Here is a 25,446-nt window from a genome sequence, read left to right on the forward strand (position 1 = left end):
ACATACAATAGAATTTTTACCATTTTTTAGTTATTTCAGTTTGTTGTTTATGATTAAAATTTTCAAAAAACAATAACCGTTACATGTAAAAATATGTTACATTATTAAAGAACGTATGTTCTTATTTTAAAGGAGGAATTTGTAATGATAAACGAACCCATTATCGTAAAAAAAGAAGCTTTCCAAGCAATCGGCGTTTCGGTTACGACAACTAATGAAATAGAGGCATCTCCTGAAGGAAAAATCCCCGGGCTTTGGAACAAATACTTTCAAGAACAAATGATGCATCACATCCCAAATCAACAAACGAAAGAAACATTCGCTTTCTACTCCAACTACGAATCAGATGAAACTGGTACATATACATTTACAATCGGTATGCCCGTTTCTTCATTAGAAGACGTTCCTGAAAATATGACAACTTTAACAATACCTGCTGCTACATATGCTGTATTTACAACGAGAAAGGGACCAGTTGCTGAAGTCGTTTGCGAAGCTTGGGAATATATTTGGCAATGGTCGAAAGAAAATAAACGTGCCTTCACAACAGACTTTGAACTTTACGCCGAAAGAGCATTAGACCCAAATCATGCACAATTGGATATTTATATTGCGTTAGCCTAAAAAAAGATGCCCATTCGGCATCTTTTTTTGTCGTTAAATAGCTACTGGGCAAATCCATTATTATTGTCTACAATGAGAAAGTGCAGTATAGAAATATTAGAAACTGTATAAAGTGAAACTATACTCAGCGGAGGGCATCTCCCATTGAGTATTAGCCCTCACCAATCGGGCGTTTACTGGTTTTTTAGTTTAAATTTGTCACATAGAAAGGAAGCAATATGGAGGAACTACAACAAAATAAAACTGCTTTAGAAGGAAGCGGAAAACCGTTATTAAAAAATACGAATTTCCTTTTTCTTTGGGCAGCTACTCTTTTTTCAAGCTTTGCTTTAGCCTTTTTTACTTTTTCACAAACGTGGTACATAGCAAAAACATTAAACCTTGAAGCTTCACTCGGTGTTGTTTTCGTAGCTCTTAGTGTTCCAAGGCTTATTTTTATGATTATCGGCGGCGCTGTAGCTGATAAATTCCCGAAAAAAAACATTATGTTTTACTCCAATATTATTCGAGCGATTCTTGTCGCAACCATTCTCACATGGTTTATCGTTGGTGATGTAACACTATATACATTTGCTTTATTCGCTTTATTCTTTGGACTTGCTGATGCTTTCTTCTGGTCAGCAGATGGATCTATCTTACCTGAATTGGTAGAAAAAAGCCGGTTAACACAAGCGAATTCACTTACACAAATGACGAACCAAGCATCGGTCATCTTAGGCCCTGTACTTGGCGGAATTCTGATCAAATTTACAAACTACGAGACAATATTTTCTATTACAATTTTATTACTGATTGTCGCAGCCATAATCGTTCAAAAAATACAATTTACGATGCCAGAACTAAAAGATACAGATAAAGGTATGTTCACTTCCATTAAAGAAGGAATCTTATATGTAAAGGAATCGCCATTCCTTTCAACTTTCCTTCTTTGTAGCGCCTTTTTAAATTTATTTTTAATTGGTCCGATGCAAGTCGGTTTCCCGCTTTTCGTTAAAAATGTTCTGCACGGTGACTCGCTCCATTTCAGTTACTTAGAAGCATCTGTAGGCGGCGGAATGGCAATAGGCGCTGTCATTGTCGGTTTAAAAAATATTAATCGTAGACGCGGACTATTTTGCATTATCATGATGCTACTGTCTGGTGTATTCTTCTTATCCATCAACTTTAGCACCGTACTTTGGCAAGCATTATTAGCCGGCATGTTTTATGGTATTACAATTGCAATGGCTATCGTTCCGCTTATGGCGATGATTCAATCGACAGTAAAAGAGGAAATGATGGGACGCGTAATGAGCTTACTTATGCTATCATCAATGGGCTTTATCCCGCTCTCTTATGCATTCACATCAATCGCACTTGCAATGGGAATTCCAATCGTAACCGTTATGAAAAGCGGTGCAATTGCTGTTATCGTCTTCGTACTATTTGTAGCGATTCGTGTTCCAGTTGTAAGAAAGTTCGACTAGCTACTTGGAGTCATGTATTATACGCATGGCTCCTTTTTAAATGGATCAAATAACGCTATCCCCTTACTTCTTCTCACAGCTGCTCCCCATTCTAATCCAACCTCTAAAAATAAATCTCGCACTGTACTATATAAAAGTGCCTTCACATTTTTACGGATTTCCCCATATTTATAAGCTCTCACAACACTCTTCACTCGCCAAATGAAATTTCCATACACTTCTTCATCAGCTAATATCTGCTCTAATAAAACACCTTGTTCTAGTAACCCGCTCTTTTTATACGCAAGCTCGACCTTACTCCAAAATATATTAATTTTCTGCGGATTACTCGTCATCGGTACCAGTGCGTATATAAAAGGCTTCGGTATATCATGACGGCAATATGTCTCATCAAGCTCGTACGTTATTTTTCTTTTCTCTTTTATTTGTGGAATGTTTTTAGAAAGAGTTGTTTCCCTTTCGCTTTTTTGCTCCTTTCCGCTACAGCCAGCTGCACGATCCTCACTTTCACATGCGGACATTTTCATACGGTCATCCATGCGGTCAATTGCAGATATAAGAAAAATATATAAGTTCGCACTATACCCGCCGCGCTTATGTCTTTCTTTTGTTGCAACACGCTTTATAATTCCTAGTTCCTCTAACTTTGCAATTGAACGGCGTACTGTACGAATACTCTTTCCAACATTCTTCGCAATCGTCTCCATTAACGGACAAGCAACTCCCACTGTTTTTTGTTTCTCATTCACCGCATATTTTCCTAAAAAATGAATAATGGTAGCATCCGTTTTATTCAATTGAAATCGATAGCACTTCAAAACTTGTTTTTGATATGTATTAAACTCTTCTTTACTTCGAAATTCACTGTATGGTTTCATTAAATTATATAAGCTTCCCATTTATATCACCTCATTTATAAGTAAGAGGCAGGAAGAGAATTTGGCGTGGAATTTAATATTTTTTTAATGGAGATGAAAATATGATCGTAATTAGCGCTTGTTTAGGTGGTATAGCTTTTCGATATGACGGAAATGACAATCTCGTTTCAAAAATAGAGGAGCTACTACAAAAAGAAGATACAGTCCTCATTTGTCCTGAAGTATTAGGAGGACTGCCAACACCTCGTCCTTCTGCTGAAATTATTGGCGGGAATGGCGACGACGTTTTGGACGGAAAAGCGAAAGTGATGACAAAAGATGGTGAAGATGTCACAGAAGCTTTCGTAAATGGTGCTTATAAAGCATTAGAACAAATTAAAAATTTATACCCAGAATATATTATTTTAAAGGAACGTAGTCCATCTTGTGGCAGTTCTACGATTTACACTGGTGAATTTAATGGCAATAAGCAAACTGGTTACGGGGTAACTACTGCTTTATTTAAAAGACACGGATTTAAAGTCATTTCAGAAGAAGAATTTGAAAGCAAAAAAAGGAATTGACCCTGTTCGTCAATTCCTTTTCTATCTGTCTTATTTCACGCCTAATTTTTCTTTCACTTTCGCAGGAAGCTCGTCTTTCTTTACTTCTTCCCAAGCTGATACACCTTTTTTATCTGAGTGATATACGCGTAGGAATGCTTCTTTACGAAGATTTTTCACAGCTGTAAATTCTAATTCTTTTTCTTTACCTTCTTTATCAAATCCAGTTAGTTTATATTGATAATCTTTATATGGTTCACCATTACTAGACTTACCATTATACTCTTTTCCATCTACTGTAATTTGAACGTAGTACTCATCTTTACCCATACGGTTTAAATCACAACCAACTAACAAGCTTGCGAATACAACTAAAATACTAAATAGTGCAATGTATCTTTTCATTTCCTTCACCTCATATGTTTTTTCTTATATTCTTATCTTAAAGCCCAGAGCTTAAAGAAGAAATTCAAAAACATGACATGAACATTACACTTTTGTAAGATAATAATTATTTCTTCACTTTAGAAATTGTCATTCCATCACCAATTGGAACGAGTACAGATTCTAAATGCGGGTCGTTTGCTATCATTTCATTAAACTTCTTCATAACTTCTGTATAACGTTTTTGTTTCACACTCTCATCAGCTACACTACCGCCAATAACGTCTTTCACGCCAATTTCGCCACTTATCACGTAATTTCCTTATACCGTTTATTACGCCTTCTATTATGCCCTCAATTATAATCTCTATTACAAGATATCTTACTAAATTAATAATAGGTTTAATTACGTATCTCCCTATGAATTCAAAAATATCCTCCATCATATTTTCCTCCTTCTTTCAAAAGGAAACTGCTACTCCTCCGCGTCCTTTTACGTCCAATTACAATTGCTGCCCTACTGCGGTATATATCAGCAAAAATAATACGACAACAACATCCACAATAACGCTATTGAATTTGGAAGAAACTTCGGTAAATACTAATACTATAACATGGCTAAGAGAATTATTTTTTCATCTATATTTTGGGGTGCTCCCAAAAACTTTATAAAATCAAAGACAACTTTACTACAACTCTTCCCGTAACTAATTTATTATCGTGGTAAACCGTCTTCCACTACATCCGTAACAGTTCCATTCGGTTCAAAGATTACACGTAATGATCCTTCTCCACCATAACCAGTATAGTCATATACTGAATAAGATTTATATTTCTCAATCACATGTGGCTGTCCAATTGCAGCTTTTACCTGATTCGCGGGCATACCTTTTTTTATTTTCAAATATTGATTGTAACTTACTGCTGCCGAATTGTTATTTACATCTTTATACCACGGTACACGATCGTTTTTTTCTTCATATTCCTTTACAGGCTCTTCAATACGTTTCGTAGATACCCCATTCTCCTTACCTTTATCTTTATCATTATCTTTATCTGTATCCTTTATAGCAGTACGTTCAATATTCACAACGTAACCATATGTATTTAATTCAACCATAATTTCATATGTACCATCCGTATCTTTTTCAGTATAAAATACGCGTTTTTCATTGTTATTATAATATTTTATGTTCTCACCACCGTAGTCAATCGTATTAAGAATATCTGTATACGTCATACCTTCCTCAATTTTTTGAGATTCATCATGAGAAATATAACGCTTCTGTGATGATGAAGCGTCCTCATTTTTAATACTTTCACGTTTACTCGTAGTCATAGGTGTTTTCTTCTGATCTTTTAATACGTCACCTTCCGCCTTCGCTGGTTGCTTTGCTCCTACTTTTGTTAATACGTCTGTATCGCTAGAACAAGCTCCCAAAATCGATACTGTAGTCAACGCCATCCCTACTATAAGTACTTTCTTAAATGACTTCACTCTAATCCCCCCGGTGTTTTTTAATATCTAGTAATCAACGTATTTTAATTAATACGGAACTATTCAGTTCTATACAATTTGCTATAGCCTTCTCTCTCATGCACCTTTTTTATATACAGTGAAACTTTAATCAGCCCTCACCAATCATCTTCGTTACAAATATTAACATTAAATATAACTAATAAATAGTATATTTCTTCTATTCATTTACATTTCTGTTGCATAATATTTTCCGAAACGAACAATATGAAACTTGAATGAACAATTTTCATCATATATTCCATATATAATAACATTAAAATTTAATTTAAAAGTCACTTTGCATGCATTTTCTGTTTTAACGCCAAAAGAAAAGACCTTTCTAACGATTTTATTCTATCGCTAAAGACTTAGCATTCTTCTGGCTTACCAGCATTCGTCGCTGTACGGAAAAATGATCCAAATCTGCATGATGCGATTGCGTTTAGATAATCAATCGTGAATTATGCGTTCAATTTAAAGCAGGTTAAAAAATAATAATTTCTTATTCAATTAACCTATTCATTAGTTTAACAACCTAATGTTGCTGTACCAAATGATAGTTTAGTTTTCAATATGTGAAAAGGGATTTCTAAATGATGAATTGAATATATATTTATTGTTTACGCGTTTTTGAGAGGTTCCTTTATGGGAGATAAGCTTTACTATATTCCTGTACTTCGCACAGTTCTATAATAACTAATGGTGATGCTGTGACGTGATTTTCTATTAGTGAGATAAAGTATTTTTCAATTCATTTATTATAAATTGCAACTCTCGTCCTCCAGAATTATTTCTTTTGGGTGAAAGTTTTTTTATGATATAAGTTTCATTCTGTCCTAATTTAAAGTTTTCGAGAGGAGAAATGATATGAACTCTATTTTATTAGATGTTCCGTTACAAATAGAAACAGACAGACTCATTCTTCGAGCACCACTTCAAGCTGGTGAAGGGGATATAGTACAACAAGCTATTAAAGATTCCATTAATGAATTAAAGCAATGGTTGTCTTTATTTCAGTCCATTCCTACTGTTGAAGAAACGGAAATTCTTCTGAGAAATGCACATATAGATTTTTTGAAAAGAGAAAGCTTTCGCTATCTTATCTATCATAAAGAGACGAATGATTTTGTTGGAACAGCTAGCCTTCATCGAATTGATTGGAAGGTTTCTAAATGTGAAATTGGATACTGGATTAACACGCAATTTAGTGGCAGTGGATATATGACAGAAACAGTAAGTGCGTTAACAAACCTTGGATTTCAGTTATTCAAATTTAGAAGGATTGAAATACGATGTGAATGTAATAACACGAAAAGTCGTGCACTCCCTGAAAAACTAGGCTTTGAACTTGAAGGGATATTACGTAATGAAGATTTTTCAGCTGACGGCAAACAACTAACTGATACTTGCATCTATGCAAAAATAAAGTGAAATATTGATTAACCTTGGTAATCGGGCTTTTACGGCAAAAGAAAAGACCTCCTTAACGATTTTATTCCATCGCTAAAAAGGTCTTTTTCTATTTCGGCTAAAACCTTAGCACTCTTCTGGCGTACCAGCATTCGTCGCTGTACGGAAAGATGATCCACATCCGCATGATGCGATTGCGTTTGGATTGTCGATTGTGAATCCGCCACCAAGCATAGATTGTTTATAATCAATTTTTACTCCTTTAACAATTGGAGCACTTTCTGTATCGATAACAAATTCAACACCGAAAAACTCAAGAACTGTGTCGTCTTCTTTTGGTTCTACTTCAAATCCTAAGCCGTAAGAAAGGCCAGTACATCCGCCGCCATGTACAGCAAGGCGCACGTACTTCTCTCCATCTTCAGCATCTTTTAACATATCTTTAATTTGAAAAGCTGCTTGTTCTGTTACTTCAATCATGAAATACACCATCCTTTCTGTTCTCACTCTATTATACATCTTTACGCTTCTATCTTGTACTCATACACTCCGCGGCAAATTACTTCCGCAGGTCCTTTCATTAACACGTTTCCTTCTTTTGTCCACGCAATCATTAAATCGCCGCCAGCTAAATGGACTGTAATTTCTTTACCACGTTCCATCTTCCCATTCAAAATAGCAGCTACAACGGCAGCGCATGCCCCTGTTCCGCAAGCTTGCGTTACACCTGAACCACGTTCCCAAACGCGGAAATTCATTTCTTCATCGTTTAAAATCTCGATAAATTCAACATTCACTCGCTCTGGGAACATTTCATGTGTCTCAAGAACTGGACCAAGTGTTGTAAGAGGTGCCTTCTCTACATCCTCAACAAAAATAACCGCGTGCGGGTTCCCCATTGAAACAGCCGTAAATGCATAACGATGATTATTATATAAGAAGTTTTCACGAATAAATGGTGTTTCACCTTCACCGAGCATCGGTATTTCTGCACGTGTTAGACGCGGTGCTCCCATATCGATTTTCGCTAATGTCACGAAACCATCTTCTACTGTTACTTCAGCCGTTACAATGCCAGCTAACGTTTCAATTGTGAAAACTGTTTCCTCTACTAGTTTATGCTCATACGCATATTTCGCTACGCAGCGCAAACCATTACCACAGCTCTTTCCTTCTGATCCATCATTATTAAACATACGCATTTTCACCGGAGCTACATCAGACGGACAAATTAAAATCATTCCGTCTGCTCCAATACCAGTATTAATATTTGAAACCTTTTCCGCCACAAGAGCTAAATCTTCTTCAGGAATTTGCTCTTCAAACATATTTACATATATATAACTATTGCCAAGACCATGCATTTTTGTAAAAGAAAATTGGCTCATTTTTATTCACTCCAAAAATAATTTGTTATTTTAAGTATAGAATGCATGCTTTTAGAAAACAATATGAATGTCCCCCGTTTCTCATATTTGACAACGTTTGGCGATGAGCCACTCTTACACACATTGTGTAAGAAAAAAGCCCTTCTAAAAAGGGCCTTTTTTTATTTATCTATAGTATTAAACTACCCTCCAAAATAACGTTTTATCTAAAATAAAATGAAAAAGGCGTTGCTCATTCGCAACACCTTAAAACATTGGATTTTCATCCAAATACTCATATACATTATTAACAAGCTCTTCTACTGTTGCACCTTGTACAACTTCACCATTTACAAGTGCAAACGGTCCTTCAAAACAAATACCACAATATCCTAAACAACCATACTCCATTACATCTAAATTTGGATCTTTTTCTAACTTTTCTAGAGCTGCTTGTGAACCACTTGCAAGGTTACCTACACAAAATTCAATTAATGGTTTAATCAAAATTCTCCCCCCTGTACTACAAAACAAATTACCTTCTGACTTCATCTATAAGAAGAAAACTAAGCTGTCTCTTGTTGTTTTCGTTATACATCCTAAACTATTTAGTTACTTCACTATTTCACTTCAAAGTAGATGATTTTATTTTATATAACATGCTACTTGCAATGAAATAGTAACTAAAAAGGCAAAACAGTTTACTTTACTTTTCTTCTTATTGTACAACAGAGTATTCATTCATGCATTGTTATTTGTTCACAAATTCGATATAATTTGATTGAGTAAAGTCAAAATATTTTATTAATATAAAATTTTATGATTAGGGGATATTTCAACAGAAAAGGGGTAATCCATCATGAAACACCTCGTAATACTAGGTGGCGGCTACGGTGGAATGAGAATTCTACAAAGGCTACTTCCAAGCAACCAACTTCCAGATGATGTACAAGTGACATTAATCGACAAAGTACCATATCATTGCTTCAAAACTGAATATTATGCATTAGTTGCGGGTACTATTTCAGAAACGCATATTCGTATACCGTTTCCTGAGCACCCACGCCTCAATATTCAATACGGCACAATAACAAATATTGACCTCGAAGAAAAAGCGGTTCATCTCGATGGCGGCGAAGCAATCCAATATGATGATTTAATTATCGGACTTGGCTGTGAAGATAAATATCATAACGTTCCTGGGGCGAAGGAATATACACATAGTCTACAATCAATTGAACAAACACGTAAAACATATGAACAATTAAATAGTCTAGAACCAAATGCAACAGTAGCTGTCGTTGGTGCTGGCTTAAGTGGTGTGGAAGTTGCAAGTGAACTTCGCGAAAGCCGTTCTGATTTAAAAATCTATTTATTTGATCGAAAAGATAGAATTTTATTCCCGTATCCAGAGAAATTAAGTAGATACGTAGAAGAATGGTTCGTAAAACATAAAGTTAATATTATAAGAAACTCTAACATTACAAAAGTGGAATCAAATATTGTGTATAATCACGATGAACCACTTGAATGTGATGCAATTGTCTGGACAGCTGGTATTCAAGCAAATGAAGTTGTTCGAAACCTTCCAGTTGAACAAGATGGTAGCGGACGGGTTGTCTTAACGAAATATCACAATATTCCAAACAACGAGCACGTTTACGTTGTAGGAGATTGCGCAGCACTTCCACATGCACCATCTGCCCAACTTGCTGAAGGTCAAGGAGAACAAATTGTCCAAATATTATTAAAACGTTGGAATAATGAACCACTCCCTGATGAACTACCTGTTATTAAATTAAAAGGTGTTCTAGGATCTCTTGGTAAGAAGCATGGATTCGGTTTACTCGCAAATCAACCGTTAATGGGACGTGTACCAAGATTATTAAAATCCGGCCTTCTTTGGATGTACAAATATCATAAAGGTTAATACTTTACAGGCTGTCTACTATGTAGGCAGCTTCTTTGCATCAGTTTTTAAAAATTATCAGACACATCTTTCTCAATATGTATAATGATTTATTTTTCATTTTTATATTAAAAACTATTGATAAACAGTGTATGCTATTTGTAAGTTGTTTTATTATTTCCTTGAAGACCGAATTCATTCGGTCTTATTTTTTATGTTATAAATACTTTTGTAGGAGGCATTACATTCCACTTATGAACTTATCGAAACTAAACAATCGAATAGAAGCGAAAAAGAAAGAGTTAATCTATCTCGTTGAACGATACGGATTCACTCATGATAAAGTGATTTCTTTCAGCCAAGAATTAGATCGTTTACTTAACTTATTAATAAAACTCAAGACGCAGAAAAAACGTTGTTCGTTATAACCATTTCCCCCTCTTTTTTGATACGATATAACTAGAATCAGAAAGGAGCGATTTATGTTTATATTAAAAGACGTTATATATAAAGATATACTACACATTCCTTATTTACAGATTCAAAAAGAAAAGATCACTTGCATTATCGGTGAAAGCGGAAGCGGAAAAAGCACATTGCTTCGCATGTTAAACGATTTACAATCTCCAACATCCGGCACAATTGAATATAACGGAAAGTTAATTTCTAATTATCCGCCTATTCAATTACGTCGTGACGTAGTTATGCTTGGGCAAACTCCACCTCTTTTTGATGGAACCGTTAAAGAAAATCTATTAATGGGACTTCGTCTTTCTGAAAAACCATTTCCAAATGATGATGCCCTGCGAAGCGCACTACAAACCGTTAGCTTAGACAAGCAATTAGAAGATAGCGCCTCCTCATTATCCGGCGGTGAAAAACAAAGACTTGCCTTTGCACGTATCGTACTTATGGATCCGCCTGTCTATTTATTAGATGAACCAACTTCAGCATTAGACAGTGATACAGAACGCCGCGTTATGAAACAATTTACTGAACTAGCACGAAAAAAGAAAAAAACAATTATCTTCATCACACACTCACAACAACTTCCAGAAGAAATTGCAGACGACATTATTGAGATTAGTAAAGCAAACGGTGCAACTAGAAAGGAAGTGCTCTCTGTTGAAGGGCGTTATTGAACTCCAAATTTGGCAACTTGCAGCTGCCTATATTTTTATTCTTATTTTAATTGGACTTGTAAAATTAAAAGGAATACCTCGCGAAAAACAAATCGCGCTCGCAACATTCCGTATGACCATTCAGCTCGTACTTGTTGCATATGTCCTTACATACGTATTTGAAAACAGTAATCCATTTTATACAATTGCTCTCATTACTTCTATTACTACCTTTGCAATTTTTAATATTTATAAACGAGTTAACATCCCGATGTCTAAAGAATTAAAACGAGTAGCCGCCCTTTCCATGGTCGCCGGATCAATTGGGCCACTTCTACTATTTATCTTCGTTATTATCGGTCATGACCCTTGGTATGCTCCGCAATATATCGTCCCTATTACAGGAATGTTAGTTGGGAATGCCATGACTGGTGTTTCTCTCGGCGCAAATACGTTCTTAAACAATATGAAGTCGCAAAGAGGTCAAATTGAAGGTGCACTTATGCTCGGAGCAACACCGAAAGAAGCTGCTGCTCCGCTCATTCGAGACGCTTTTGATTCTGCTATTTTACCAACAATTAATTCTATGGTCGGAATGGGGATTATAAGCTTACCAGGCATGATGACTGGTCAAATATTATCCGGTGTATCACCATTCACAGCCATTCAATATCAAATCGCTATCATACTCGGTATTTCAGGAAGTACTGCCTTTGCTGTCATTATCTTTTTACAGCTTGGATATAAAACGTTCTTTAATAAGCGATGTCAGTTGAAAGAAATTGACTATGGTGCACGGTGAATCGTGCGTAGTTCACGATGAATGAAATTATATTAACGATTTTTTCAATATATCTATCATAACTTGCAATATATCAACGATTTTTCAAATATATCTATCATAACTCAGAATATATCAACGATTTTGTACGAAATATCGATTTACCGACAAAAAGTGACATAATAAAAAGAGGAGGCTATTCGCCTCCTCTTTTTATTGTCTTACGCCTTCTTAACGAACTGTGATTTTAACTTCATAGCTCCGAAACCGTCGATTTTGCAATCGATATCGTGATCGCCATCAACTAGACGGATACTTTTTACTTTCGTACCGATCTTCACAACTGAAGAAGTTCCTTTTACTTTTAAGTCTTTAATAACAGTAACTGCATCGCCATCTTGAAGAACGTTTCCGTTCGCATCTTTTACAACTTTTGCACCATCATTATTTTCAGCTTCTGCGTCTTGGCCCCACTCATGAGCACATTCTGGACATACGAAAAGAACGCCATCCTCATACGTATATTCTGAATTACATTTTGGACAATTTGGTAAAGTAGCCATAAATACATTTCCTCCGTTCATTATTTATACGTAAAAATCAAAATTGATGTTTACATCTCGATAAATAAAATTTGTATAGCATTTCTTTATAGTGCCATAGTCTCACGTTATTGACAAGCCTACCTCAAATTCTCATTTTTTATTGTATTTTACAAAATTTCAATTCGTATGCCTTTTTTCTATTTGTTCTTCTACTAATTTTAAAAATCTTCGTTGTGCATTTTTATTTTTTACGAGCAATCGAACTCTTAACTTACTTTGTAAATATGAGCGAACTTTGTAGTTCGTAATAAATAACTTTCGATACTTTTCGTCTTCATATATCATTCGAAACCATTCATACTGCTGCAAGTAAAGTATGTTAGCATCAATCTTTTTCGTGTGTAAACCCGTACTTAAACTAATAGATCCTATTAGAGCTTCTATTAATGCTGAAATTATTTCTCTCCCCCTAATAAATAAAAGAAGAACCTTCACAAGATTCTTCTTTTCAAAATGAACGAGTTCCCTCTAGAAACCCCAATTATTTTCTTCAATATAAATTTGATATTCTTCTACTTCTTCTTCACTTAATTTCTTATTATTTTCATATACCTCTTGCCACTCGAAATAATCTTCATCGAAATAAACAGCAAATTTAATTTTCACGTTTTTCTTCTCTGTATAATCATAACCAGTAAACTCTACTACATCATAATCTTTTTCTTTCTTCACAAACTTCCAGGTTGGATTATCAGTCATAATCTCTAAAGTAACCCCTTCACCAGTTGAACGAACAACGTTTTTAATATTCGGCTCAGTTGGTAAAAGAGAAAGTCCGAGCATAGCTCCGCCAAACACAATCCCGACTATAACTTGTAAACCAATCATACCAGCTACACTAGCGCCACCCTTAGATTGTAAGAAATACGCCTTCTCATGATCAGACGCATCTTCTCCCTTACGAAAAACACGAACAGCCTGCTTATAATATAAACGGTTTCCTTGCCATCCAGTAAATATCATCATTCCTAATTGAAGAGCTAAACTAAATGTTACATAAATCCCCTCTGGAATATCTATAAAAGGGGTTATAACTATACTAGGTATAGCCAATAACGCAAATATAATAAATAACTTATACATTTTGCGATAAGCTAACCAAAAGGTTGGGAAGAAAAAGGCTACCCAATTCCATGTATTCCCTTGCGCAGGGTTTTCTACTTTACCCCACTTAAAATCATAATAAGCTGTATTCTTTTGAACAACTTTATGTAATTCTTGTGGAGAAATCGTTTCTTGTAAAACAGTGTCCTTCACGTACATCATCCTTTTCTTATTTCTATATACATTTATTGTATATGGACAAAATGAAGGAATTTAACAAAAAGTACACATATTTCATAAAAATGAACGGAAATCGAATATATTCCGACAATTATCCGTTTCTTATTTCATTTTACTTTTAATTATATTAAAATAATCATGTATCATATCTTTAATACACTAAGTTAATTATTTTATATATTCACTAAAAAGGATGCATCAAAATCATTTTTATACATCTTTTTTAGTGAATATATACTACTACTTTAAAACAAACATCTCGACTTAAGAAAACTCACAAATTAGCCTTCTACTATTTCAAACATATTTCCACTTACACAACTAATGAATAGTCCATTATTAACTTCCTCAATTGATACAATAAAATCTATTACAACAACATTTTTAGGAAGTTTAATTATATTTTTTACTTCGCCACATTCAGCATCAAGTATTATCAATTCTAAATTTGAAGTTGCAATGTAAATTTCTCCATCTTTATATAACAGAACCTCTGTAATATCATGTAGAGTAGTATTATTCCAAAGCACTTTACCTGTTTGAATATTAATACCACAAATTCTGCCTTCTCCTAAGGACAATACCATCATCTCTCCGATAAGAAATGGAGGCAATTCAATTTCAAAAGACATATTTACTTCATATAACTTTTGACCGCTCTTATGGTCATAACATTGTATTTGTCTACTTACCCCTTCATATCCATACTCAGTTCTTGTTAATAGTATTTTCGCTTCCTTTGATTCAATGCAAGAGTACCATACCTCATCAAAAGCTTTTTCAAAAATTAAGTTACAGCCTTCTTTTCCATATTCCCACTTTTGTAATGAATCTATTGCTACACATATAAAATGTTCATTAGTTAAAGTAACTGGTTCATTTGGATTACAATCTTCCATCATTTGTTTCCATCGTGTAGAAGCATCTAATAATTGAATGGAAATTGCAACATTACTATATGCATCAACTTCCCCATCTTCATCAAAAGGATTCCCTGCTAATACATAGTAATCTGGGCCAAGATGGCACTGCAATTTTTCTCCTCCGACTCGAACATTCTTTTCCCATACTTTTACTCCACTTTCAAGCTCTAATAAAACATTGTAGCCTTCTTGTGTAATAACTAGTAAACGTGGTAACTCTTCTCCCGTAGTTTTTACATCTTGTATAATATGCCCTTCTATTTCTAAATCCCATAGAAGCTGTCCACAACTTGATGAAATAGCATACAATTTCGCAATACTTTCTCCAAATCTATTTGCATGCCAAATAATTACGACACCATTCACAGTAACGCAATTACAATCTTCTACTATTGGAATACGGCACTGCCAAATCTCTTCTTTCGTTTCACTATCGAGTTTACGAATTCTATGGTTATTTTCCTCTACATAAAAGATACTCTTCTTATCATGAGATAGTACCGGAGTAAATATCGGTTCAACCTCTCTCCCTTTTAAATACTTCCATTTTAATTCATACTTGTCACTTGTAGAATGATAAGTTCGATACATAATTTCGTCATTTCCATTTATAAGTTTAGGAACAAATGGATCAATTTCTAACATTCTATGGTAAGCATCTTTGATTCGAAAAGAATCAACTCCACTCATGTAAATCTGCCCTATCTCCTTTTTAAGAAACGAAAAGAGTACTCGTAAAAATTGCTCGCTATCAACACTAGCTAACTTCTTGCCTCTCTGATTAATAATGAGAAACTCCCCATCTTTCTTCTTAAATTCCATCTTTTTTTCATATTCATTTAAGAAAATTGTAGCGTCATCATATTTAAAAACCTCGATACAAGCATCAAACAACTGACAAATCGGTCCTATTATGTCTGTTTTTTCTTCAAACACAATTCTCTCATCTATACTAAGTACTATTTCTCCAGCATTTTCTGTCGGCAGTTTATTTAGTTCGATTTGAAACTTTTTCATTATTTCCTCCCTCTTAATCACATTGAAATACTATTTTATTTCCCCCACATTCCCCTTCACTTTCTCAATAATATCTTCTATACGTTCCGCTATACATTCCAGCTCCCATTCTCCCTCACCGTGCATAGCTGTATAAACTGGACAATTCTCATCATTACTATCTACAAAAATCGGGTCTCCAAGATATGAATCTATCCCTATTACAATCCATCCTTCTTTCCAATCTCCTTCTTCATTCCCGACTAAGCTTTGTCCTTCTTCATCAAAACTATAACCAAGTTGCCCTTCTTCTATTTCTTCACTATTAAACAATTCTATCGTCATAGGTTCAGATTCATACTCTAGCTCAATTTCATTATCCTCAGCACGATCTATATGTGTTAAAAGTTGTTTAATTTTATTATGGTTAATCATGATATCCTCTCCATTCTATCTTTTAAAAATCTAATTTTATTCATAATGAGCTGCCGCAAGTAACATTTGAGCAATAAACTTCCATGAAATATTTTCTGGAAACTTCTCTCCTTGATTTATATAAACCGATTCACAAGAACCTAACCAACTATTTAATGCCTCTAAATAAGTCTCTACCTCTACATTCTCCCATTCATCTTTATTCACTTTAAAATCCTTTTGGAGGTATACAAGAAATTTTAATAAATCTTCTTTAGAATTTACGTGATCGAGGTATTCATACACATCCATACTCCGTCCCTCCCTCTATTGCGTGTTATCTAAACTAACTATAATATATGACATAAGATTCTTAAAACTATTATTTGAGGTGACCGAATATGAAGAGTACAATTTGGGCAGACGATGACTATTTAAAACTAGCACCCATTAACGATGAACTAATCAAAAAAGCAGAAGAAGTACTGAACGTAAAGCTTCCAGAATCATATATAACCCTTCTAAAAGAACAAAATGGGGGAACTCTTCGTCTCGATGTTCACCCTACTTCAAAGCCAAATTCTTGGGCAGACGATCACGTTAATGTATCTGGTTTATATGGTATTTCTTTTGATGAAAATGAATCTAGTATTTTAGAGAGCTGCTATTTAATTCGAGAATGGGAAATGCCTGAGAATATCGTACTTTTATCTGGTGATGGACATACATGGATTGCATTAGACTATCGAAATGTAGCTGAAAATCCTCCAGTTATATTTATCGATAATGAGTTTGAGGAAATTATTGAATTAGCACCTAACTTTGAAAGTTTCTTACAAAACTTAACTACGTATGAATATGACGAAGAGTAAGCCTGGCTCTAAAAAGGAGCAAGATTTTATTACAAATTTACACGCCACTTTAAAACCACTCGGCTTTAAGAAAAAAAGACATACATTTTTCAAAGCTGAAAACGGATTTTATAAGCTCATTAACATACAAAAAAGCCAGTTTGGAGATGACTTTTATATAAATATAGGAGTCCACCCTATCGGTCTCCCGCAGCTTATTACGAACCAATTACAAATAAAAGAAAACATTTCAATATTCGATTGCATTCTACAAACGAGAATAGAGCCTATACATATCAAACAGAACCAGCTATTGCATAATGTTTCACATGAAACTATCGCTATTCCGGGTTACCTTTCTACTGTTTTCGACTGGTTTCAAACGTGGGCATCTTATGAAAATTTAGTGGAAACAAATATGCATTCCATTACTCCCGTACTAGCTGTCGTTCCAACATTAGAAGAAAAAGCGTTTCTACTTCTTACTTGTTTTTCTTTCTACAAATTAAAACAGTACGAACAAGCTACTCGCTACTTACAGCAATATTTACATTGCGCCGTGCATCTGAATACCGAGGAAAAAGAGCCCCTATTCTTTCATGAGGTTGATATGTATATGAAAAAACTAGTAAAAAGTGCACTGTAATTTCACATTGTGCTTTCTACTAGTGCTTTATATTCCTTTTGTGACTTTTTAAATCAGAAATATTTTATCCTCCCCCTACAACTCCCAAGTAATATTCATTTCTTCAAATGAGTCCTTACTAACTTCCAATCCTTCGCTATCTTCCGTTCCAATCATTGCTATTTCTTCTTTAGACAACTTAATTTCCTCATTTGGACTTTGGATTTTTTTCTTATACACGAGTTGTAAAAGCTCTATTTGTTCCTCTGTCAGTTCATACTCTTCTTCCAGTCTTTCTATTGCTGATTCTGTATCAAGTAATGGAATTTCTAATAAGAATCCGCCGTGCTCTTCCATCTCTTCAAATGAATCAATTGAATACGCACCACTATCCTCAATCCAAAATGCAGTTGTAATAAAAGGAACTGTTTCGCCTTCTACTTCTTCTAATACGTATTGAAGTGCTTCTTCTTTCGCAATATCTATTACTTCCGAAGGTGCCCCTTCAAAATAATTTTTCGCATCAATCCACTCATCAATTCTCTCGCTATTTACATCTTGAAGACATACAATCGTGTAATTCGGATGAAACGTAATTGTCCCTTGTCCGCCTTGGCTATCTTGCATACTATAGTTAAATCCATCCCATGAACTTTCATGTGAGAAATCTGGACAATGCGCTACATTAATTGCATGGGCAATCGAATTTAAAACGCAGCCTTTCCATAGTTGTTCTTTATCTATATGTAATTTATATTTACTCATCATCTTCCCCCATGCGCATATTTTTTTCTATTATCTTTCCTCTACACAATACTTGTAAATACTTTTCTATCTACTACAAAATAAAAAAGACAATACCCCCCACTGTATTGTCCATTTTCGTCCCTACCATTTCTCTCTACACGTCTCAATTAAATGCAGTAAGTACCTCTTCGTCATATCTGCTCTTCTCCACCTTGAGAGCATTCGCTTTTCTTTTGGATTGTGCCGTATTCTCGCTACTTCTTTTAATAAGAGCTCCCATTCTTCCGCTGAACGTTCTGACAAGTATTGCAGTCCTCTATCTTTTGAAACGATTGTTTTATGATCTAGTGTATATAAAATACGTCCCATCGTAACGACAGCTGATTCTACCCACTCTTCTATAAAAAATAAATATGGCTTCTTCGCCTTTTCACTCCAGTACTGTTCTACGTTATATTTCATCGTATTTACTACATCATTCCATTGTATTTGCAGCGGAAGATCTTCTGCTTCTTTTCCGGTAACTGTAATGCCTTGATTTTTCAACGTCCACCATGTGACCGCATTAATATCCCAATAACCAATGTCCGCTTTTCCTTCTGCACAATATACATACTCGTTCATTTCATCATTGTATTTTCCTAAGTCAGCAAGCGGAATATACATACCGTCCATTCTTTTACCTAGCGTATTATCACTAAGTTTCTTATGTAGTTCCACAAGCTGCTGTTTTTCAGCTTCATTCACGAAATCACTTATCACTGTAACAAAATCAACATCGCTCGTTTCTGCATAAAATGCACCAAGTGCGATGGAGCCGTAAATATATACCCCTACTATTTTTTCATCTAAAAAAATTTCTTTTAATTCTACTGTGTACCGCTCCATTAACTGTTGTACTTCCGTTGGTAACGCATGCTTCACTCCATTTTTCATATCTATCCCTCCAATAAAAAAAGCCTTTGCAAATTCGCAAAGACTTCTTGTTTTATAAATATTTCTCGATTTCTTCATAAACATCCTTCAAACGAGGATTTCCTTCTCCAACAATTTCTCCATTTACAAGAACGACCGGATAAAATAAATCTTCTTCCACTACGCGCTCTGCGAATGCTTTTTTATCTGCATCTTCTTGTTCTTCTTGGAAATCAATATACTCGAAATTAAATTTATTTTCTTGTCCTTCATATTTACGACCAATTGCCGCTTGTAACCATTCAAACGTTTCTGTTGAAGATGGCATTCCGACGCAGCTCGCACAAATTACTTTCGTCCCATACACTTGAACATTAACCATTTCTTCTCCCCCACTTCTTGTCCCAACAGTATATTCAGATGTCTTATTACATAAGCACATCATTTTACAAACTTATTCCATACCCCTATACTGAAAAAACACGATACAATATTTCGACAATAAAACAAGAAGAGAAAAAATAGATTTTCCCCTCTATCTTGATTATAATAAAACTGATGAAAGGAGTCGATAAAAATGGAAAACCCACATATGCAAGAACAAGTATTAGAAGTATTAGATAAATTACGTCCATTCTTACTTCGCGATGGCGGAGACGTTGAATTAGTAGACATTGAAGAAGGTATCGTAAAACTACGCCTTATGGGTGCATGCGGAAGCTGCCCAAGTTCTACAATCACACTAAAAGCTGGTATCGAGCGCGCGTTACTTGAAGAAGTACCAGGCGTTATCGAAGTAGAACAAGTATTTTAATCTAAAAGCGGAAGCGGCTCGTTCAGAACAGGAGGTCATTGGAGCTCCTGACGAAGAGGCGCTTTTTGCCTCACAGGAAGGCGCGAAATGGCCGACTGTTCTAGCCGCTGGAGCTAGATATTAATCTAAAAGCAGAAGCGGCTCGTTCAGAATCGCCTTCTAAAAGGAGACCAAATTTGGTCTCCTTTTTTTATTCAAATCACATTTATCCGTTAACATCATAAAACAAAATTGGAAATCCCTCTCAAAAAATGCGATAATTAATACTATATAGTGAATCGTTCACACATATACAGTAAAAAAACATAGGGGGACGACACATGCCAAAAATGGGGAACACTTTTGTAACAATTCAAGAACTAGAAAAGAAAAAAGAGTATTTATTAGGCCTTTCATCCGTTATACCAACATGGAATACAAGCTATCAATTTTTATTTAAAGAAATCCAGCAAGAATTATTAGGTAAAGTAAATGAAAAGCTCGAAAGGCATCAATTCGTTTTAAATATATGTACAGATCAGCAGGTAGGGGCATAATGTATTACATAAAATTGTGGTATATAAAAAAGAGACCTCACTCGGTCTCTTTTTTATATTTTTAAGATAGCCAATCTAATTTTCTAATCCCGAGCTTATCTACTGGTAAACGAAGTGAGCCATAAAAATGCTTCATAAATTGCTCTGAGCGGTTCACATCGTGTAAAATGGCTTCTAAGCGATCTCTATATATGCTTTTTTGTTCTTCGTTTCCAGTTTGGTAATATCGTTCGACCGTTTCAAAATAGTGAAGCGGGAACAGGAGCCTTGCAAATAATAAGCGCCAACCAAATGAGGACAGCGAGTAATTTCGTTCATAATCTGTAACAAATTGAACGATTGTTTGATCCCAGTCTTTCTTTTTTTCAATCATCATATAGCGAATCCATTCTGCTATATCTCGAGTTGGGTGATCATACACCCAATCAAAAGGGAGTTTGAGACGCTTCGTTTGATGCCATAATAAAGGTGTGAATCGTTCTTGGCAAATTGTCGCTGCATCCGTTAGTTGCGGCGTATCATCCATTTCTGTATCAACAACATATTGAATGGCATTTTCTGCAACTCCTAAGTAATACGGGAAGGATTCAATAAACAATTGATCGAATACGTCTGTAGGGTGGTTCATCACTTGCGATTGCCAAAACTTTTCTAACTGATCGAGTCTCTTTTCCCATAACGCTTTCCATTCACCAATGCGGCTTAATTGCTCGATTTCTTCTGGAAAGAATGCACCTCGTTTATGGAATATAGAAAGTTCACTTCCTAATGACATAGCATGTCGTTCTAACGTGCGCATACCTTTTAATAAGCAGTAATTTTGTTCTTCTATCTCACTTACATAGTAGCCGTGTATAGTCGGAACGAAAGTCGCTACAGTTATATCCCCTTGCTGGTTCATATAATCACTGAGCTTTTTCATCTCTACAAGTACTTCTTCCTCCATTTCTCCAATTGGAACAAGTACATAAATTTTGTTGCGAATCCAAAAGCTTTTATAGGGGCCAAGGGGGATTAATTCTTTAACATGCATGTGATAATGCTCATAAATATGCTGAATCATCGCAGTCGCCACCTATGGTTTTTCTTTATATATATGAGCTTGTGCTCGCCTTTCATTCCTATGCACATGATAAAGCAACGAAACGTATACAAATACTAAAAAGAAAAAAAGGTGATAAACATGAAAGAATCAAATCAACTACAAGAAAGAGCATTACAACTATTACAAGAACGCGGTGTAACAATTGACGATATTGCTGAACTTGTTCATTTTCTTCAAAAAAAATACCATCCAAATTTAGAGATGTCAGAATGCCGTTACAATGTAGAACGTGTACTATCAAAACGTGAAGTACAAAACGCACTGATTACAGGTATCGAACTTGATGTCCTTGCTGAAAAAGGAATGCTAAGTGAACCGTTACAAGATATTGTAAAACGTGATGAAGGCTTATATGGAATTGATGAAGTTATCGCACTTTCTATCGTGAACGTGTACGGCTCTATCGGTTTCACAAACTTTGGATATATTGATAAATTAAAACCTGGTATTTTAGAATACTTAAATGATAAATCAACCGGAAAGGTGCACACGTTCCTTGACGATATCGTTGGCGGAATTGCTGCCGCTGCCTCAAGCCGTTTAGCGCACCGAGCTGATCACTCGGAATAATAATGTTTTCTAGACCGTCAGTTTCATGCTGACGGTCTTTCGTATTCCATAAGCATAAATTCTCTTCCGCGACTCAAAAAAATAGGCCCTTGCTTAAATCCGATATTTTTATATAGCGTAATCGCTCTTGTATTAAATGTTGCTACGCTTAATCGAAACATTTTTGCGTTAAACTCTTTCGTGGCAAACGCTATTCCAGCTTGGAAAAATTCTTTCCCCATTCCTTTCCCAGTTAACGCCGGCTTCATACCAAGTCCGATATCAATCACATCTTCTCCACCATATAAATTAGCATCTCTTCCACCTGGTACTTGTGCATTTTCTCCAAAACAAAAATAGCCGATGAACTCTCCTTGATCGACACAACAGCCATAATACGTTCCATCTAATAGCTCTTCTATTACTTCTTTCTCGCCTGAAAAACTATATAAACTATATGGTTCCTCGTACGTCCACGTATTTATCTCATTTGCTTCTTCCTCTGTTAACTTATGTATATCCACTTTCTCTTTCCCCCTATTATATTTCTATTAACAATATTCGATATTCATCTTATAATTCATCTTTCTCAATATATTTTTTTAATTTCTCGCTTCATTTTTATGGAAGATTTTTCTTATTATGTTACGATTAAACAGAATCATTACAAATAAGGTGGTGACAATTTGAATTACTTTTCTTACCTCTCCTTAGAAGAACGGCAAAATTTTTTCTATAAAGAACCTCTTAGTTTTTCAAAAAATATAGGGAAAGAACAACTAGCTTACGCACTAGGCGCCACACTATATACTCCTGGCACGAAAGAAACGATTGCGGAAGATATAATTAGAAAGAAACATGTGGATGCTACCTCAATTATTCTTTGTCTAGAGGACGCTATCAGCGATGAAGAAGTAAAACTTGCAGAGCAAAACATCGTCGTTCAAATACAGCAAATCGCCAACTTAGTCAGTGCCAACATACTAAATCAAGCAGACATCCCACTTCTTTTTATTAGAGTTCGACAGCCAAGTCAAATGAAGACAATTGTTACTGAATTAGGTAGTGCTGTTCATTGTTTATGTGGTTTTGTCTTTCCAAAATTCACACCGATTAATGGAAAGGCTTATATCAATCAGCTTGCATATATAAACGAGTTATACTCATTATCACTTTATGGAATGCCGATTTTAGAATCACCAGAAATTATGTATAAAGAAACACGGATAGAATCATTATTACAAATAAAGGATTTACTAGACTCCTATCGTGATCACATCTTAAATGTACGTATTGGTGCTACTGACTTTTCAAGTATATTTAGTATTCGGCGTAATAAATACACACCTATCTATCATATTACTGTTGTTCGTGATTGTATTTCGGACATTATTAACGTTTTCTCAAGGGCAACAAATGAATATATTATTTCAGGATGTGTATGGGAATATTTTTCTAATGATTATGAAGAAGGGCTCATCCAAGAGGTATCACTCGACCATGCAAATGGATTAATCGGTAAGACAGTTATTCACCCATCTCATATTAAAGTTGTACAGGCAATGCATATTGTCACAATGGAAGATTATTTAGATGCGAGATCCATTTTACAAAATGCAGATACGTATAATGGAGTGCTAAAAAGCAGCTTTTCTAACAAAATGAATGAAGTAAAACCTCATTATGGCTGGGCTCGCAAAACCATTTTAAAATCTAATATTTACGGGGTGCTACATGAAAACAAACAATTCACCGATCTCCTTATTACAAACGCAAAGCAACACGTATAACGTTTTAAATAATATACAAGTTCATGTAGAAGTACGTGATAATCCATATAATTTAGCGCTAGACAATCTGTTTCAAATGGCTGCGAGAATAAATAAGAAACGTAGTTTTTTATTTGTGAGTACAATCCTTGGAAAGCATCTTCCTATTAAACCTGCAGTCTCTCTATCAAGTGGATTTGCTCTCGCTGCAAGATATATGGAAATGCTACATAATACTTCTCATCCATTTCAAAAAGAAATTTTAAATCTCATTTCATTAGAAATTCATGAAATCCCAGAGGAAGTATTTCGTTATCAATATCCTCTGCAAGAAGAAGTTTTGTTCATCGGATTCGCTGAAACAGCGACAGCACTTGGTCATTCTATGTTTCAATGCTTTCAAAATGCAAAGTATGTGCATACAACTAGGGAATCGATACCCCACCTAGAATCTGTCATTACATTTGAGGAAGAACATTCTCATGCAACATCGCACCGTTGTTATGTAGATGAAAGTTTTTTTCAAAACAACAATCCAATTGTTCTCGTAGATGATGAGATGACAACAGGAAAAACAGCATTAAATATTATTAGATCTATTCAAAATAAATTCCCAAGAGAAGAATATATAATTGCTTCTTTATTAGACTGGCGTTCTCATACTAATAGAAAACAATTTAAACAATTAGAAGAAGAACTTCAAATTAAGATTCATGTTATTTCTTTATTAGAAGGCAGTATTCATACAACTGGCCAACCATTAAATATTGCAAAAACAGATATTCAAATTAAAGAAACAAAACCTGATTTCAAAAAGCATACCCTTACCTGCCCAAAATCACCCTATACATCAAATTATATAAAATATACTGGGCGATTTGGCATTTCAGCATATGAACAAAAGCCCATTCTTTCTTTCGCTAAAGAAGCGGGAAAAACTTTAAAAAGAGAAAGAATTGGAAAACGAACACTCTGTCTCGGAACGGGTGAATTTATGTATATCCCAATGAAAATTGCTGCTGAAATGGGTGAAAATATTTTATATCAATCTACAACAAGAAGCCCTATCCATCCTGTTTCAAATGATGTGAACTATGCCATTCATAATCATTTCTCATATCCAAGTCCTGAAGATTCTACTATTACAAATTACTTTTATAATATTTCACCTCATGATTACGATGAAGTATTTGTTTTTATTGAGCGTAATTTAGGAGAAGAAGCCCTGTTTCCTCTTCTACAGCAGTTACAAACAGTTATTCCCTTTATTCATATCGTCTCATTTTCAAATAGCATAGAAAAGGAAGGTTGA

At 35.0% G+C, this 25,446-nt stretch carries 33 protein-coding genes and 2 pseudogenes; 15 read left to right on the forward strand and 20 right to left on the reverse strand.

Features of this window, described 5'->3' with window-relative positions:
- Window positions 1–144 precede the first annotated feature (144 nt).
- On the forward strand, window positions 145–624 hold the full coding sequence (locus ACUXVC_RS24815; RefSeq protein ID WP_095690054.1) for a GyrI-like domain-containing protein: 480 nt from the start codon (window positions 145–147) through the stop codon (window positions 622–624).
- 218 nt (window positions 625–842) lie between these two features.
- Window positions 843–2,090, forward strand: coding sequence for an MFS transporter (locus tag ACUXVC_RS24820; RefSeq protein ID WP_098976058.1), 1,248 nt, complete (start codon window positions 843–845; stop codon window positions 2,088–2,090).
- 17 nt (window positions 2,091–2,107) lie between these two features.
- On the opposite strand, the gene ACUXVC_RS24825 is transcribed toward ACUXVC_RS24820, so the two are convergent.
- A complete protein-coding gene (locus tag ACUXVC_RS24825; RefSeq protein ID WP_098976059.1) occupies window positions 2,108–2,989 on the reverse strand; it encodes a helix-turn-helix domain-containing protein in 882 nt (293 codons plus the stop codon).
- An 80-nt stretch (window positions 2,990–3,069) separates the two neighbouring features.
- On the opposite strand from ACUXVC_RS24825, the gene ACUXVC_RS24830 reads away from it, so the two are divergent.
- Window positions 3,070–3,531, forward strand: a complete 462-nt coding sequence (locus tag ACUXVC_RS24830; RefSeq protein ID WP_446025865.1) for a DUF523 domain-containing protein — start codon at window positions 3,070–3,072, stop codon at window positions 3,529–3,531.
- A 30-nt stretch (window positions 3,532–3,561) separates the two neighbouring features.
- Here ACUXVC_RS24830 and ACUXVC_RS24835 read toward each other — a convergent pair whose 3' ends face one another.
- The 5 genes and pseudogenes from ACUXVC_RS24835 to ACUXVC_RS24855 form a co-directional block, all read right to left on the reverse strand.
- Window positions 3,562–3,915: a YxeA family protein gene (locus ACUXVC_RS24835; RefSeq protein ID WP_089171920.1), complete on the reverse strand. Its 354-nt coding sequence runs from the start codon at window positions 3,913–3,915 to the stop codon at window positions 3,562–3,564.
- A gap of 106 nt (window positions 3,916–4,021) precedes the next feature.
- The gene (locus ACUXVC_RS24840) at window positions 4,022–4,207 is read right to left on the reverse strand and encodes a methyltransferase (protein WP_069356400.1); all 186 of its coding nucleotides are present in this window, start codon (window positions 4,205–4,207) and stop codon (window positions 4,022–4,024) included.
- Between the two features lie 113 nt (window positions 4,208–4,320).
- Window positions 4,321–4,505, reverse strand: a pseudogene (locus ACUXVC_RS24845) (hypothetical protein).
- Between the two features lie 104 nt (window positions 4,506–4,609).
- On the reverse strand, window positions 4,610–5,392 hold the full coding sequence (locus tag ACUXVC_RS24850) for a hypothetical protein (RefSeq protein ID WP_098976060.1): 783 nt from the start codon (window positions 5,390–5,392) through the stop codon (window positions 4,610–4,612).
- A gap of 389 nt (window positions 5,393–5,781) precedes the next feature.
- A pseudogene (locus tag ACUXVC_RS24855) lies at window positions 5,782–5,874 on the reverse strand (iron-sulfur cluster assembly accessory protein); the annotation flags it as partial.
- A 406-nt stretch (window positions 5,875–6,280) separates the two neighbouring features.
- Between ACUXVC_RS24855 and ACUXVC_RS24860 the strand changes: the two are divergent.
- Complete coding sequence (locus ACUXVC_RS24860; RefSeq protein ID WP_001084691.1) at window positions 6,281–6,844, forward strand: GNAT family N-acetyltransferase; 564 nt, start codon at window positions 6,281–6,283, stop codon at window positions 6,842–6,844.
- 105 nt (window positions 6,845–6,949) lie between these two features.
- On the opposite strand, the gene ACUXVC_RS24865 is transcribed toward ACUXVC_RS24860, so the two are convergent.
- The 3 genes from ACUXVC_RS24865 to ACUXVC_RS24875 form a co-directional block, all read right to left on the reverse strand.
- Window positions 6,950–7,303, reverse strand: coding sequence for a HesB/IscA family protein (locus tag ACUXVC_RS24865; protein WP_053563443.1), 354 nt, complete (start codon window positions 7,301–7,303; stop codon window positions 6,950–6,952).
- 41 nt (window positions 7,304–7,344) lie between these two features.
- Window positions 7,345–8,211 carry a diaminopimelate epimerase gene (gene dapF, locus ACUXVC_RS24870; RefSeq protein ID WP_098976061.1) on the reverse strand — a complete coding sequence of 289 codons (867 nt, stop codon included), beginning with the start codon at window positions 8,209–8,211 and terminating at the stop codon, window positions 7,345–7,347.
- A 246-nt stretch (window positions 8,212–8,457) separates the two neighbouring features.
- A complete protein-coding gene (locus ACUXVC_RS24875; RefSeq protein WP_000595026.1) occupies window positions 8,458–8,697 on the reverse strand; it encodes a YuzB family protein in 240 nt (79 codons plus the stop codon).
- 352 nt (window positions 8,698–9,049) lie between these two features.
- Here ACUXVC_RS24875 and ACUXVC_RS24880 point away from each other — a divergent pair, with 352 nt between their 5' ends.
- The 4 genes from ACUXVC_RS24880 (at window position 9,050) to ACUXVC_RS24895 (ending at window position 12,022) form a co-directional block, all read left to right on the forward strand.
- Window positions 9,050–10,120 carry an NAD(P)/FAD-dependent oxidoreductase gene (locus ACUXVC_RS24880; protein WP_088115400.1) on the forward strand — a complete coding sequence of 357 codons (1,071 nt, stop codon included), beginning with the start codon at window positions 9,050–9,052 and terminating at the stop codon, window positions 10,118–10,120.
- A 233-nt stretch (window positions 10,121–10,353) separates the two neighbouring features.
- A complete protein-coding gene (locus ACUXVC_RS24885; protein WP_001054090.1) occupies window positions 10,354–10,527 on the forward strand; it encodes an aspartyl-phosphate phosphatase Spo0E family protein in 174 nt (57 codons plus the stop codon).
- Window positions 10,528–10,581: 54 nt separating this feature from the next.
- Window positions 10,582–11,241, forward strand: a complete 660-nt coding sequence (locus tag ACUXVC_RS24890; RefSeq protein WP_098976062.1) for an ABC transporter ATP-binding protein — start codon at window positions 10,582–10,584, stop codon at window positions 11,239–11,241.
- The gene (locus ACUXVC_RS24895) at window positions 11,225–12,022 is read left to right on the forward strand and encodes an ABC transporter permease (RefSeq protein WP_000679254.1); all 798 of its coding nucleotides are present in this window, start codon (window positions 11,225–11,227) and stop codon (window positions 12,020–12,022) included. The genes ACUXVC_RS24890 and ACUXVC_RS24895 overlap by 17 nt, the downstream gene beginning before the upstream one ends.
- Before the next feature lie 200 nt (window positions 12,023–12,222).
- Here the strand turns inward: ACUXVC_RS24895 and phnA are convergent, their stop codons facing one another.
- From phnA to ACUXVC_RS24925, 6 genes are all read right to left on the reverse strand, one after another.
- Window positions 12,223–12,564: an alkylphosphonate utilization operon protein PhnA gene (phnA, locus tag ACUXVC_RS24900; protein WP_000212735.1), complete on the reverse strand. Its 342-nt coding sequence runs from the start codon at window positions 12,562–12,564 to the stop codon at window positions 12,223–12,225.
- A 159-nt stretch (window positions 12,565–12,723) separates the two neighbouring features.
- Window positions 12,724–13,005: a hypothetical protein gene (locus tag ACUXVC_RS24905; protein ID WP_065229545.1), complete on the reverse strand. Its 282-nt coding sequence runs from the start codon at window positions 13,003–13,005 to the stop codon at window positions 12,724–12,726.
- A gap of 69 nt (window positions 13,006–13,074) precedes the next feature.
- Entirely contained in the window at window positions 13,075–13,872 is a 798-nt protein-coding gene (locus tag ACUXVC_RS24910; RefSeq protein ID WP_072940842.1) for a DUF2628 domain-containing protein, read from the reverse strand.
- 299 nt (window positions 13,873–14,171) lie between these two features.
- Window positions 14,172–15,830: an outer membrane protein assembly factor BamB family protein gene (locus ACUXVC_RS24915; protein ID WP_446025866.1), complete on the reverse strand. Its 1,659-nt coding sequence runs from the start codon at window positions 15,828–15,830 to the stop codon at window positions 14,172–14,174.
- Window positions 15,831–15,860: 30 nt separating this feature from the next.
- On the reverse strand, window positions 15,861–16,244 hold the full coding sequence (locus tag ACUXVC_RS24920) for a hypothetical protein (protein ID WP_078385294.1): 384 nt from the start codon (window positions 16,242–16,244) through the stop codon (window positions 15,861–15,863).
- Between the two features lie 36 nt (window positions 16,245–16,280).
- The gene (locus ACUXVC_RS24925; protein ID WP_000383680.1) at window positions 16,281–16,535 is read right to left on the reverse strand and encodes a DUF7660 family protein; all 255 of its coding nucleotides are present in this window, start codon (window positions 16,533–16,535) and stop codon (window positions 16,281–16,283) included.
- A gap of 89 nt (window positions 16,536–16,624) precedes the next feature.
- On the opposite strand from ACUXVC_RS24925, the gene ACUXVC_RS24930 reads away from it, so the two are divergent.
- Together ACUXVC_RS24930 and ACUXVC_RS24935 are read left to right on the forward strand one after the other, a co-directional pair.
- On the forward strand, window positions 16,625–17,095 hold the full coding sequence (locus tag ACUXVC_RS24930) for an SMI1/KNR4 family protein (protein ID WP_053563438.1): 471 nt from the start codon (window positions 16,625–16,627) through the stop codon (window positions 17,093–17,095).
- The gene (locus ACUXVC_RS24935; RefSeq protein ID WP_141241130.1) at window positions 17,082–17,720 is read left to right on the forward strand and encodes a DUF4304 domain-containing protein; all 639 of its coding nucleotides are present in this window, start codon (window positions 17,082–17,084) and stop codon (window positions 17,718–17,720) included. The genes ACUXVC_RS24930 and ACUXVC_RS24935 overlap by 14 nt, the downstream gene beginning before the upstream one ends.
- A gap of 75 nt (window positions 17,721–17,795) precedes the next feature.
- On the opposite strand, the gene ACUXVC_RS24940 is transcribed toward ACUXVC_RS24935, so the two are convergent.
- The 3 genes from ACUXVC_RS24940 to ACUXVC_RS24950 form a co-directional block, all read right to left on the reverse strand.
- Window positions 17,796–18,464: a hypothetical protein gene (locus ACUXVC_RS24940; protein WP_053563437.1), complete on the reverse strand. Its 669-nt coding sequence runs from the start codon at window positions 18,462–18,464 to the stop codon at window positions 17,796–17,798.
- A 123-nt stretch (window positions 18,465–18,587) separates the two neighbouring features.
- Window positions 18,588–19,382 carry a nucleotidyltransferase domain-containing protein gene (locus ACUXVC_RS24945; protein ID WP_134207568.1) on the reverse strand — a complete coding sequence of 265 codons (795 nt, stop codon included), beginning with the start codon at window positions 19,380–19,382 and terminating at the stop codon, window positions 18,588–18,590.
- Window positions 19,383–19,434: 52 nt separating this feature from the next.
- Window positions 19,435–19,743, reverse strand: coding sequence for a YuzD family protein (locus ACUXVC_RS24950; RefSeq protein WP_000248588.1), 309 nt, complete (start codon window positions 19,741–19,743; stop codon window positions 19,435–19,437).
- A 195-nt stretch (window positions 19,744–19,938) separates the two neighbouring features.
- Between ACUXVC_RS24950 and ACUXVC_RS24955 the strand changes: the two genes are divergently transcribed.
- Together ACUXVC_RS24955 and ACUXVC_RS24960 are read left to right on the forward strand one after the other, a co-directional pair.
- Window positions 19,939–20,175, forward strand: a complete 237-nt coding sequence (locus ACUXVC_RS24955; protein ID WP_000431159.1) for a NifU family protein — start codon at window positions 19,939–19,941, stop codon at window positions 20,173–20,175.
- Window positions 20,176–20,495: 320 nt separating this feature from the next.
- Window positions 20,496–20,711, forward strand: a complete 216-nt coding sequence (locus ACUXVC_RS24960) for a hypothetical protein (protein WP_001125507.1) — start codon at window positions 20,496–20,498, stop codon at window positions 20,709–20,711.
- 61 nt (window positions 20,712–20,772) lie between these two features.
- Here the strand turns inward: ACUXVC_RS24960 and yutH are convergent, their stop codons facing one another.
- Complete coding sequence (gene yutH, locus ACUXVC_RS24965) at window positions 20,773–21,774, reverse strand: spore coat putative kinase YutH (RefSeq protein WP_088025375.1); 1,002 nt, start codon at window positions 21,772–21,774, stop codon at window positions 20,773–20,775.
- Window positions 21,775–21,894: 120 nt separating this feature from the next.
- On the opposite strand from yutH, the gene ACUXVC_RS24970 reads away from it, so the two are divergent.
- A complete protein-coding gene (locus tag ACUXVC_RS24970) occupies window positions 21,895–22,386 on the forward strand; it encodes a phosphatidylglycerophosphatase A family protein (RefSeq protein WP_000665102.1) in 492 nt (163 codons plus the stop codon).
- Window positions 22,387–22,409: 23 nt separating this feature from the next.
- Here ACUXVC_RS24970 and ACUXVC_RS24975 read toward each other — a convergent pair whose 3' ends face one another.
- Window positions 22,410–22,889 carry a GNAT family N-acetyltransferase gene (locus ACUXVC_RS24975; protein WP_088025373.1) on the reverse strand — a complete coding sequence of 160 codons (480 nt, stop codon included), beginning with the start codon at window positions 22,887–22,889 and terminating at the stop codon, window positions 22,410–22,412.
- A 162-nt stretch (window positions 22,890–23,051) separates the two neighbouring features.
- On the opposite strand from ACUXVC_RS24975, the gene ACUXVC_RS24980 reads away from it, so the two are divergent.
- Both ACUXVC_RS24980 and ACUXVC_RS24985 read left to right on the forward strand, forming a co-directional pair.
- Window positions 23,052–24,155, forward strand: coding sequence for an HpcH/HpaI aldolase/citrate lyase family protein (locus ACUXVC_RS24980; RefSeq protein WP_078401278.1), 1,104 nt, complete (start codon window positions 23,052–23,054; stop codon window positions 24,153–24,155).
- Complete coding sequence (locus tag ACUXVC_RS24985) at window positions 24,100–25,446, forward strand: phosphoribosyltransferase family protein (protein ID WP_340782371.1); 1,347 nt, start codon at window positions 24,100–24,102, stop codon at window positions 25,444–25,446. The genes ACUXVC_RS24980 and ACUXVC_RS24985 overlap by 56 nt, the downstream gene beginning before the upstream one ends.

Source organism: Bacillus sp. N6, from assembly GCF_052805735.1.